This is a genomic window from Lacihabitans sp. CCS-44, assembly GCF_024343735.1.
GTDB lineage: Bacteria > Bacteroidota > Bacteroidia > Cytophagales > Spirosomataceae > Leadbetterella.
In genome coordinates this window covers 121,282-133,218 of the sequence record NZ_RJUE01000004.1, presented here as the reverse complement: position 1 = coordinate 133,218, position 11,937 = coordinate 121,282, and the positions used below count along the sequence as shown (strand labels likewise).

Below are 11,937 nucleotides of genomic sequence, written 5' to 3'. Positions count from 1 at the left end.
AGTAACCTTTGGATTCAAGCTTTTGACCATCGAACTCTTTGGGAATAAGGTTGAGTTCGGTAATATGGATATTGTAAGAATTTTCTACTTTTTCTACTTTAACTACTTCAAAATATTCAAATAAGCCTTCTGGTAGAAGTAATCGGATAAGGTCTTGGTTCAATATATATCATTTTGATCCCAAAATAAATAACTTTTTTCATTCCCCCCAACTTTTTGGATTGATCCATAATTTAAAATCCTTTGGAACTAGTACAAAAAAAAAGGACTGGAACAATTGTTCCAGCCTTTCCCGCTACTAAATCCACACAACTTTTATCTTAAATGTTTTTTTTCTCTTTTAGGTGTTACCCTTACGTCTGATAACGTTACAAAAGTAATCCTTTTTTTTAAATCAAAAAAAAAAACAAAAATATTTTTTTGGAAATTTCGCAAAATGGTAAAAAAAAATCAAACTGTACGAGACCAATTTTGACAGATTTATTTTAAAAACTACCACAAATACTTGTTAATAAGTAGTATAAATATTTCACATCACAGTTTTATAGATTTTAGATGTAAAATTTTAGCATTATTTCAAATCAAAAAAAATTGACATAAATCAATTCTATTTCTTCTTTTGAGTCAAAAAAACGAGTTTGACTTAATAAATCACTTTTTTTTACCCTCCATTAAATAAAAAAGTCTTTATTTTTTTTAAAATAATTGGAAAACTGGCTAAAAAATATACAACTGTATTAATTAAGTTATTTTATCACCTATTTTGATAGTACCACTTTTGTGAACAACAACATTTTGTCCAAACATAATTTTATTTTCAAATTTCCTAAACTTAGACAATGTAAAAAGTGGTTCTTTAGTGATTTCGTAGGTATTTTGATCAATAGTTGTCACCATGCATCTTGAACATCGCTTTACTCCATATAACTGAGTATCATTTATTTTTATTTGCTTTAAAGTATCTTCAAAAAAAGCAGCACAATTCTTGATAATCACATTCGGCCTAAACCTCTCCAAAGGTATTTTTTCAATAGATTTCGTATTTAACAAATCAAGAGAGGCCTCACTTAAAATAAGTATAGGGTACCCATCTGAAAAACTTGTCTGTTCTTCTCCGCTTACCATGTACTTTTTATCAATTAATCGTATTGTATCGTCTGGTTGAAATACTAAGTTTACATTTACTCCAAGTTGATTACTAAACCAAGCACTTACCGTTTCATCAACTATTTCAGCCAATATCTCATCATCCCAAACCTTTACTACTTTTTTAATCCCTGATTTAGGATAAAACGGTACATTGATTTTATTTTGATTATTTTTATTTACTACAGTTAATCCTTGGGCATTTAGCGAAACGAAAAAAGCCGCTAGTTTGGGTAAGTCACGTTGTGTTAAAAACACATCATTTTCACTCACAAGCATCCATCTCCTATCAAATTCTAAGCCTCTTACATCAACTTTAGATTCTTGAAGAGAAATACCACCGAGTGATTTTATCGGATATATGAACAGTTGAGAAATTTCCATATGGAATACAGAATTTGAAAATAATATTTTCTAAGATATAAAAAAAATTGAGAACAAAAGAAATCTGTTTGAGTAAAAAAATCTCCAGTTACGCTTATAAACTAAAAAAAATCAAAATATTTTAGAGATGGAAAAAATCAAACCAAATATAAACACACAAAGTCGCCAATAAACACATTATTTTCAAGAATAGTCACCACAAAATAATTAAAATAATGTACTTAGATGGGTAAACGGGTATCTCTGAAAAGATTTTTTTTTCAGTTCTCCGTTATTACCATATCACATTGATCATTGATGACTAGGATAATACTGAAGACTATCTTCATTTATATTTTTGTTATTAATTACAAAAAAAAACTTCTTACTGACTTATGCCTTTGGTGCTGATGTAATTTTTTCAAACAAAAACTCTGTAAACCTACTCAAACTTATGCCCAGAGTTTCTACAAATCTTTCGCTTTCTGAATAACATTTTGGTCAAAACTTAATTAATTTTAGCTTCCATTTCTGCATTACCATTTTGTAGAGGCAAAATTAATGTTCTGTAACTAATGCTCAAATTAGTGATTACTTTTTCCCTGCTTTTTACACCTGACATACTTTTTATCCATTTGTATGGCGTTTTTATTCATTCTTCACGAATAGGTTGGAAAGTATCAGATACTTTTTGAATATTTGAGAAAAAAAACACTTAAAATGACACCAGTCAAAAAGAATACGTTCTTAAAAAAAGTAAAACACATCACCATTAGTGGTTCTTTAAGCATGCTTATATTAAGCTCAGGCTTATATAGCTGCTCTTCAAATGAAAGTACGGATGGTGAGTACGAACAAACAGAAGTATATACCCAGGGCGTAAGAACCTACATAAAAGAGGTATCTAAGGGAGAATTCAAAATAACAGAAGAAATAGCTGTACCGGCAGATAGCTCTAAGGCGATTGTAACCTATCTTGATGGGCGTGAGGAAGTTCTCACCAAGGAACAGTCTAAGAAACTCATTGACGAGGAAATTACGCACAACCAAAATACCATTGGCCACAACAACGGCCTTTCAAATGTACTTCTTTATGGTGGCATGGGCTATTTTCTGGGCAGAACAATGAGTCCAAATTACGGATTTTATCGTCCAGATTTTCGTCAAAATAACGGCGGGTCGGGTTTTGTGCCAAATGGTGGTGTTAAAAACAATGCGGATATGGGCAGGTACTATTCAAATCCAGAGACTTTTGCAAAATCGTCTGATGTGAATAGAAACATCACCAGATCAAGAACAACTGTAACTCGTCCTAGTAGTAGTAGAAGTGGTTTTTTTGGTAGCAGAAGTAGGTCAGGATCGGGTTTTGGAGGATGATAAAGTTAAAGACACTAGAAAACTTGCCTCTTCAAACACTTAAAGAAGGAGGCTGGAAATGGATGCTTGGAGAAGATACACTACCCTATGTAGTCAATGACATAGTAATGGTGTCAGAAAGCACCGCAGAAGCATATTACGATGCCGGAAATGAACTTTACGAAATGTTCATAAAAGCTGCAGAACATGTAATAAAAAACGATTTATATGAAGAATTGGGCATCCCACCCAATCTTGTTCCACTCATAAAATACTCGTGGGAAAACGATAAAGGCTGGCACCTATATGGGAGGTTTGACTTGGCTGGAGGTATTGACGGCAAACCGATAAAGCTAATTGAATTTAATGCAGACACGGCCACGTGTATCCCAGAAACGGCAATTGTACAGTGGGCATCCTTAAAAGCCAATGGTTTTGATGATTCCTTACAATTCAACACTTTATACGAGAGTTTGGCGGGTGCATTTGAATCTTTAAGAGCAGAAAATCCAGAATTTCACCCCTCGCTACTGATAAGTACCATGGCCGGATTTCCTGAAGATGACACCAATATGGAAATTTTGGCTGAAGCCGCCAAAGAAGCCGGCTTTGAAGTAGCCTTTGAAAATATCGAAAAAGTTGACTTCTCGCCTGCAGAAGGGATATTCAAACACAGTTTGGCCGATGGCAGCTTTACAAAATACGATTACTGGTTTAAGCTTATTCCATGGGAGTTTATAGCTTGGGACGAGCCCGAACTCTGCAAAATCATTACGGATATTTGTATGGATAAAAAAGCAATTGTACTGAATCCAGCCTATACTATGCTATTTCAGTCAAAAGGAATACTAAAAATGCTTTGGAATTTGTTTCCAAATCATCCTCACTTGCTAGAAACCAAATCTACGCCGATAATTGACAAAACTTCAGTAGAAAAAGTAATGTTTGGCAGAGAAGGAGCCAATGTAAGATTGGTAAATGGCAAAAACGAAACCATTACTTTTTCAAGTGGCGATTATGCAGAGCAAAAGAAAATATATCAAGAATTCGTAGAATTTCCATCCGATTCTAAAGGAAATTATTACCAGGCTGGTGTATTTTATGTTGGAGAATCTTGTGGAATTGGCTTTAGGAAAGGAGGAAAAATCTTGGATAATACTGCACAGTTTTGTGGGCATTTGATTGAGTGATATCAACATTTAGGACAAAAAACATCTTTAAGATATTCATAACAAACACATTAATTGTTTTTTTAGAGCCTCAGATAATTCCTGAGGCTTTTGTTTGTTCTCGAAAGAAATTTATTAATAAAATTGAATCAACAATTCAAATCGTACCTGATAATCCTTCCCAAATAATTATAATTATTTCAATTTTATATTTACTTTTAGTATAATCTAAGAAATTAGTAATTCACCCTAAATTCCGTTGACTAATGAAAACACTAAAACTTTTCCTGATTTTATTTTTGATAACTCCTGCTGTTTTAGCAAAACTTCCTTTTGAGGAAATAAATAAAAAAGGAATTAATGCTGGCTATTGGCCAACACAATACGGTAAAAAGAAAGACCGAAACGATGGTTTTTTTAAACAATTTGATTTTGTATGGAAACAGAATAATAACCTTTATGTAGTAAAGAAAAAGATTAATTTAAAAAATGGAGACACCTCCTTAAACTCTTGGTTGGTTGATGCACGAGGTAAATATTTAACAAAAAAAACATATACCGACATTGGAGATTTTTCTGAAGGTATGACTGAAGTAAGCATAGGCACTATGGACTTTTGTAGTAGCTGCTATTATTCAGGACGTTATAGCCTTATGGTATTTCTGAGCAATACACGCGGTTTCATAAATGAAAAAGGCGAGGAGGTAATTTCACCAAGGTACAGATTTGTCCATGGAAACTTTAAAAACGGTGTTTGCTTGGTTGGAGTTTGGGATGACCAACTCTATTTCGTGGATAAGTCTGGTAAACAACAATTTAACAAGGTTTTCAAAGAAGGTGAACAATTTAAAGGTGGTATTGCAGGGGTGACTTTTAGGAACAAAGTAAAGAATTTTATAGATAAAAATGGAGAAGTCTTGATTCCAAATAAATACCTCTATATTCAACCTTTCAGCGAAGATTATCTAGGCATGATAAGAGCCTACAAAACTTTGGATAAAAAAGTAGGGTTTTGGACTTCAGACTGTAAAGATTTGGTTTCTCCTGAATTTGACTCCTTCAATTATGCCATGTTGAACGGAAATATATTGGTTGAGAAAAATGGCAAATTTGGCTTTATTGATATGTTTACTGGGCAGGAAACTATTCCCAATTCTTATAGCCAATATCGCTCTGATAAAGATCGAAATTTTGTAATTTTAAAAAATGGCCAAAATTGGTTTAGGCTCGATAAACTGAATAATTCTCAAAAAATTGGATTTGGAAAGGATATTTTGAGTCTTGGTTCTGGTATTTACAAACTAAAACGAAATGGAAATTGGGGCGTTGTTGATAGTGTAGGAACTATAAAGTCTGATTTTCTATTTGATGAAATAAAAGAGGTATTTGCCAATCGATATTTTATAGTTTTGAAAGATCAAAACTATGGCTTCATCAATTCCCAAGGAAAAGTATTTGTTGACCCGATATACGAAAAAGTTGGATTTCTTGGTGATGGGAGCATATTTGGTCAGAAAGGTTTGTATCAATTCAGCTTAAGTCATGAAGGCAAAATTTTAGATAAAAGTCTAAAACCTGAAATTATGAAAAATGGCTTTTTGGGATTAATAATTACACTAATGTTGGGTTTAACAATTTATGTTTTCAAAGCTAAATGACGTTCGAACAAAGTTTCAAGATTTAAAGTTTATCAACTTTCTTTCTCCAAAAACTCCTTAATCCGTCTAGCTTTGTCTTTGCCTAAAAGCGTTACCAGTTCCTCTTCTGGAGCATTTTTGATGTTTGGTAACGACTTGAAATGATTTAATACCTTGGTGGCTGTATTCTTTCCAATACCGGGGGCTGATTCTAAACTACTGATTAAGAAGTTCTTACTCCGTCTGTTTCTATGATGTGTAATTCCGAATCGGTGGGCTTCGTCTCTACATCTTTGAATCAACTTGAGAGATTCTGACTTTTTATCAATATATATAGGCAGGGTATCTTCAGGAAAATATATTTCCTCTAATCGTTTTGCTATTCCTATTATGGGTATTTGCCCATAAAGTCCGAGAGACTTAAGTGCATCACACGCTGCTGAGAGCTGGCCTTTGCCACCGTCAATGATGATTAAATCTGGCAAATCTGCCTTTTCTTCCATCAATCTAGCGTATCTTCTTCCTACCACTTCGTTCATGGTAGCAAAGTCATCCGGACCAATCACTGTCTTTGGAATATAATGCCTATAATCTCTCGTTGACGGCTGTCCATTCATAAAACACACCATGGCCGACACCGGGTTGGTGCCTTGAATGTTGGAGTTGTCAAAACATTCAATATGCCTCGGGAGCGTTTTTAGTTGTAAATCTTGCTTGAGTTTTATTAAAACTCTATCTCTTTTATTGGTAGTTCCGCTAGCAGCAGCGGCATCTCGCTCGGCTTTGTCATGTCTGAAATACATAATATTTCGAAGCGACATCTCAATAAGTTTTTTCTTGTCTCCTATTTGGGGAATAATAATATTGGCCTTGAAATCAATATCAGGGTTGATATTGCTAATAATTTCTTTGGCCTCACTTTCGTATTTATGCCTTAAATCGAAAATCACAATTCCCAAAATTTCCTCGTCGGTTTCGTCCAAACGCTTTTTTACCTCCAAAGTTTGGGTTCTGATAATAGTTCCGTTAACAACTTTCAGATAGTTGACGTAACCGGCCGTTTCATCGGATTGAATTGTAAAAACGTCGGCATCTTGAATGGTTGGGGTAACAACCGTGGCTTTCGATTGATAATTTTCTAAAAACTCAAGTTTTAGTTTATATTGATGAGCTTCTTCAAAGGCCATTTTGGCGGCTGAATCGCTCATTTTCTCTTGAAAATACTTTTTTGCTGGCGAAAGATTCCCTTTTAATATCTGATGAATCTGGTCTATTTCTTTCAAATAATCAACTTCCGATTGAAGGTTTTCACAAGGGCCTTTGCAATTACCTATGTGATATTCGAGGCAAATTTTATATTTTTTGGCCCAAACATTTTCTTCACTTAGGTTGTATTTACAAGTACGGATCGTAAACAAACTCGTGAACATATCCAACAATGCGTACATGGCCTTGGCATTGACATAAGGCCCATACAATTTACCTCTGCCTTTATCCTCTATTCTTCTGGTGGTTATTACACGAGGAAAACGCTCATTCGTAACACAGACATAAGGATAGGTTTTGTCGTCTCTTAAAAGGATATTGTACTTCGGTTGGTGTTCCTTTATAAGGGTATTTTCGAGCAAAAGAGCATCCCACTCTGTAGGAACAACGGTATATTCCAGCCTGTGGATGTTCAAAATCAGCCTTCTGGTTTTTCTATCTACCCTATCAAAATTATAAAAATAACTACTTACTCTGTTTTTTAGACTTTTGGCCTTACCAACATAAATAATCGTTCCCTCTTCATCAAAATACTTATAAATGCCAGGCTCACTCGGCAATCGAGAAATAATGTCTTTGTAGTCAAATTTAATATCGGCCATTATACCTTTTTCAGAGAATAGAATTGTTTTTGCAAAAAAACGCTTGTAATTTAAATGGAAACAACAAGAACCTAATTTAAGTTTTTTCAAATATTTAAACCTCTGAAAAAACAAAACTAAGTTCTGATTATTGAAGAAATATTTAAGGTCTATTTTTTAGAAAAAGAAACTAAAAACAAAACCAAGGCTGTAAAACCAAGACCCAAAGATTCACGACCTAGCTCAATGTTGATAGTTCTCATGCCCATTGTATTGAGCATAACACCCTCCCACTCAGGCGGAAACTGATTAATTGCCCAAAACAAATAAGGAATCCCGACCAAAACCAAGGTATTTCCAGTGAGTTTTCCTCTCGATTTTTGAAACAAAAGATAAATTGGAAACAAATAAGTAGGTATCCAAAGCCAACGATCAGGGTCGTTATACTGCACAGCTGTGAAATAAACGAACACCAACATCAAAAAATAATATAAGTATTTCATAAAGGTTATGTTAAAAGGTCGAAGTAATTACATTTAAACTAAGAAAGCAAAAAAAAGAAACTGATTGTGAACAGGTTTAAAAAAATATCTAAATAATTGAGCCCGCATTTGTCAAACCAAAGAAAATTCGTACTTTTGTGACGGCAAATTACCAGCTCCTGCTGAATCCCCCAGGACCGGAAGGTAGCAAGGGTAGGTGGTTGTAGCGGTGAATTTGCCATTTTTTTTTCTTCGTTTTTTCAATCAAATATAATATCATGAAGTTTTTTATTGACACGGCAAGCCTTTCAGAAATCAAAGAGGCTCAGGATTTAGGTATTTTGGACGGAGTAACCACCAACCCTTCACTTATGGCAAAAGAAGGTATTGGCGGAGAAGAAAACGTAAGAAAACACTACAAAGCTATCTGCGAAATTGTAGACGGCGATGTAAGTGCTGAGGTTATCTCTACTGACTACGAAGGCATGATTCGTGAGGGTGAAGAATTGGTAAAAATTGATGATCAGATAGTTGTAAAAATACCGATGATTAAAGACGGTATAAAAGCAATCAAATTTTTTTCGGAAAGAGGAATAAGAACAAACTGTACTTTAGTATTTTCTGCTGGCCAAGCACTTTTGGCTGCAAAAGCTGGTGCTACTTATGTTTCACCTTTTGTGGGTAGATTGGACGATATCAGCACTGATGGACTTGCCTTGATCGAAGAAATCAGAACAATATACGACAACTACGGATATGAAACACAAATATTAGCTGCCTCTGTAAGACATCCAATGCATATTTTGGGTTGTGCCAAAATTGGAGCTGATGTAATGACTGGACCTCTTTCAGCTATATTAGCCCTTTTAAATCATCCATTGACAGATAGTGGCCTTGCAAAATTCTTATCGGATCACGCCAAGGTTAACAAATAATATTTAATTTAGGCGGAAAGTTTTTTCCGCCTTTTTTTTATCTACAATGAACGAAGCCGTAATTTCTCTTTCTAATGCATATATTTATCAGAAAGATAATCTCATACTTTCTGACGTAAACTTCTCCATAAACAAAGGAGAGTTTGTTTATCTTATAGGAAAAACGGGCAGCGGCAAGAGTTCGTTGCTTAAAACTTTGTATGCTGACCTCTGGCTTGAAAAGGGAAGCTGCACAGTGGCTGGATTTAAGCTTGAAAATATTAAATATAAGGAAATTCCCTATTTAAGAAGGAAAATCGGAATCATTTTTCAAGATTTCCAACTATTGCCCGATAGAAATATACTCCAAAATCTAAGATTTTTTATGGAGGCTATGGGTTGGCTGAACAAAACAAAGATTGACGAGAGAATAGATGAAGTCCTAGAATTGGTTGGACTACCAGATGTTTTGAAAAAAATGCCTCACCAGCTTTCTGGAGGCGAGCAACAAAGAATTGCCATTGGCAGGGCTTTGCTTAATCACCCCGAGATTCTACTCGCTGACGAACCAACAGGAAATTTAGATCCAGAGAAATCTATTGAAATTTTGAAATTGTTTTTCAAAATAAATGAAGTTTCGGATACTGCTGTATTAATGGCGACACATGAACTTGATTTAATCGAAAGGTTTCCGAGGAGAACATTATACTGCGATAGCGGAATCATTAATGACCTCACAGGTAACTCGTGATACCCACTTTGAAATATACACTCTTTGGCTTTACAGATTTTTTGGCTTCAATGACTTCATAATCAGTTGTAAATCCTACCCTATCTCTATCGATAATTTTGACAGAATTAGATTGTGTATAACCCAATCCAAAATCCAAATAAGTAAATGGTCGCTTTTGACCTGATATTTTAATACTACTACCTAATTCAAGATAATAGCTTATAGTCTTTGCTGAAGATCCGTAAACTTTATAAACTTCATCCTCTCCTGCATTCTCCATCATTCTAGAAAAATAAAACTTAGGTCCAAGGCCTCCATCCAGATAAGGAACTACTTTTTTTTTGGCTAAATTCGGCAAATACCTAAATTTCAAAATAGTCCAAACTTGGCGATGAGTCATATAAAAATCACCTTGTGGTGGTGGTAAGAAAAACGAATTTTGTTTGTTCCCAGAAATCCCTAATTCTCCACCTAAAAGAATTGTACTCAATTCTCCTGCTTTTTTCCTCGGATTGGTTAAATAAGAAAATGATATACCTGAATTGTTCTCTTTGGAAAAATCTGACGCGATCGCTTTCTTAAATTGCCCAATTGGGCTCTGAAAATAAAAGGAAATATTATAAAAACCTCTATAAATAACATCCTTGGGCTCTTCTTGAGCAAAACCTTTTATAGACAACAACAAGAGAATTAAAACTTTCCTCATGATTATTTGGCCTTCAACACTGCAAAAGGAATAATTACTTCTTCTAACGAAACTCCACCGTGCTGAAAGGTATCCTTGTAGTGACTTACATAATGATTGTAATTGTTGGGATAAGCAAAGAAATAATCACATGTGGTAAAGAAGTAAGAAGTCGATAAATTTGGACTTGGCAACTTATAAGTCTCTGGCTTTCTAACTTCTATAACAAAATCTCTCTTATCATCTAAGTTGAGATTTCTCCCCTGCTTATATCTCAAGTTGGTATTTACATTTCTGTCTCCCACAATCCTTTTGGCATTTTTAACTTTTACCATTCCGTGGTCAGTGGTTATAACTAACCTGCCATTTTTGGATGCTATTAATTTCAGAAAATCCAACATTGGAGAGTGCATAATCCAAGATTTAGTAATGGACCTGTATGCGGCTTCGTCAGGAGCTAATTCTTTTATAACCGCCATATCGGTCCTTGCGTGTGATAGCATATCTATAAAGTTGTAAACTACCACTACCAGATCGTCTTTCAAGAGATTGTTGAAATTATCAACCAAAGACTTTGCTTGTCCGTTATTTAATATTTTATGATAGGAAAATTTATGTTGTAAATTATTCTTTTTCAGCTGTCTTCTCAAAAACTCATCTTCGTTTTTATTCAATCCATCTTCATTATCTCCCTCATCATTTACCCAAATATCCGCATGCATCTTCGACATTTCAAGAGGTGTAAGCCCAGCAAAAATTGAATTTCTAGCATAAGAGGTTGCTGTAGGCAGGATAGAAAAATAAGTTTCGTCTGATTCTATTGTAAAAAACTCACCGATTATATCTTCCATGATCTTCCATTGATCAAGCCTGAAATTATCTATCAATATAAAAAACAAAGGAGAATCTCCATTCAAAAGCGGAAAAACCTTGGTTTTCAAAAGATTGTGCGACATTACTGGCTTTTTGACGTTAGGGTCAGTCATCCAACTTGAATAATTATCTTCTATAAAATCTGCAAAACGAGCATTTGCTTCTGCTTTTTGCATTTGAAAAACCTCTTCCATGGATTTATCCGAGGAACGATCAATTTCTAACTCCCAAAATACTAACTTCTTATAAATCTCCGACCATTCATTAAAGTCTAACTCATCATTATATTGCATGCTCAGCTGCCTGAAATCTTGCATATAACTTGAATTTGTTTTCTCTGAAACCAACCTTTTGTTTTCAAGAAGTTTTTTGGCCGACAGTAGTATTTGATTTGGATTGATTGGCTTTATTAAATAATCGGCTATTTTCGAGCCAATCGCTTCTTCCATTATACGCTCTTCTTCAGACTTTGTTATCATCACCACAGGAATACTTGGTTTTATTTTCTTGATTTGTACCAAAGTATCCAAACCGGTCATTCCAGCCATCATTTCATCTAAAAAAATCAAATCAAAATTATATTTTTCAACAAGATCTAGGGCATCAGCACCACTAGGAACTGGCGTCACATCGTACCCTTTATTTTCAAGAAAAACTATATATGGTTTAAGAAGCTCTATTTCGTCGTCAGCCCAAAGAATAGTGAATCGTTGCATAAATTGGTTTATTTTA

General features: G+C 34.5%; 10 protein-coding genes. 5 read left to right on the top strand and 5 right to left on the bottom strand.

Annotation, left to right across the window (positions count from 1 at the left end):
- Positions 1-741: 741 nt before the first annotated feature.
- Positions 742-1,530 (bottom strand): MOSC domain-containing protein, encoded by a 789-nt coding sequence (locus EGI26_RS04185; RefSeq protein ID WP_255076629.1) that lies wholly within the window; start codon positions 1,528-1,530, stop codon positions 742-744.
- Between the two features lie 699 nt (positions 1,531-2,229).
- Here EGI26_RS04185 and EGI26_RS04180 point away from each other — a divergent pair.
- The 3 genes from EGI26_RS04180 (at position 2,230) to EGI26_RS04170 (ending at position 5,692) form a co-directional block, all read left to right on the top strand.
- Entirely contained in the window at positions 2,230-2,886 is a 657-nt protein-coding gene (locus EGI26_RS04180; protein WP_255076628.1) for a hypothetical protein, read from the top strand.
- Positions 2,883-4,055, top strand: a complete 1,173-nt coding sequence (locus EGI26_RS04175; protein WP_255076627.1) for a glutathionylspermidine synthase family protein — start codon at positions 2,883-2,885, stop codon at positions 4,053-4,055. Before EGI26_RS04180 ends, EGI26_RS04175 begins: the two co-directional genes overlap by 4 nt.
- A 245-nt stretch (positions 4,056-4,300) precedes the next feature.
- Positions 4,301-5,692 carry a WG repeat-containing protein gene (locus tag EGI26_RS04170; protein WP_255076625.1) on the top strand — a complete coding sequence of 464 codons (1,392 nt, stop codon included), beginning with the start codon at positions 4,301-4,303 and terminating at the stop codon, positions 5,690-5,692.
- Between the two features lie 32 nt (positions 5,693-5,724).
- On the opposite strand, the gene uvrC is transcribed toward EGI26_RS04170, so the two are convergent.
- Both uvrC and EGI26_RS04160 read right to left on the bottom strand, forming a co-directional pair.
- Complete coding sequence (gene uvrC, locus EGI26_RS04165; protein WP_255076623.1) at positions 5,725-7,539, bottom strand: excinuclease ABC subunit UvrC; 1,815 nt, start codon at positions 7,537-7,539, stop codon at positions 5,725-5,727.
- 149 nt (positions 7,540-7,688) lie between these two features.
- A complete protein-coding gene (locus EGI26_RS04160; protein WP_255076613.1) occupies positions 7,689-8,021 on the bottom strand; it encodes a transmembrane 220 family protein in 333 nt (110 codons plus the stop codon).
- A 257-nt stretch (positions 8,022-8,278) separates the two neighbouring features.
- Here EGI26_RS04160 and fsa point away from each other — a divergent pair, with 257 nt between their 5' ends.
- Together fsa and EGI26_RS04150 are read left to right on the top strand one after the other, a co-directional pair.
- The gene (fsa, locus tag EGI26_RS04155) at positions 8,279-8,935 is read left to right on the top strand and encodes a fructose-6-phosphate aldolase (protein WP_255076611.1); all 657 of its coding nucleotides are present in this window, start codon (positions 8,279-8,281) and stop codon (positions 8,933-8,935) included.
- A gap of 46 nt (positions 8,936-8,981) precedes the next feature.
- A complete protein-coding gene (locus tag EGI26_RS04150) occupies positions 8,982-9,665 on the top strand; it encodes a cell division ATP-binding protein FtsE (protein WP_255076609.1) in 684 nt (227 codons plus the stop codon).
- Here EGI26_RS04150 and EGI26_RS04145 read toward each other — a convergent pair.
- Both EGI26_RS04145 and EGI26_RS04140 read right to left on the bottom strand, forming a co-directional pair.
- Positions 9,649-10,353 (bottom strand): hypothetical protein, encoded by a 705-nt coding sequence (locus tag EGI26_RS04145; RefSeq protein WP_255076603.1) that lies wholly within the window; start codon positions 10,351-10,353, stop codon positions 9,649-9,651. The two genes, EGI26_RS04150 and EGI26_RS04145, sit on opposite strands and share 17 nt — an antisense overlap.
- 2 nt (positions 10,354-10,355) lie before the next feature.
- The gene (locus EGI26_RS04140; RefSeq protein ID WP_255076601.1) at positions 10,356-11,921 is read right to left on the bottom strand and encodes a PglZ domain-containing protein; all 1,566 of its coding nucleotides are present in this window, start codon (positions 11,919-11,921) and stop codon (positions 10,356-10,358) included.
- Positions 11,922-11,937 lie beyond the last annotated feature (16 nt).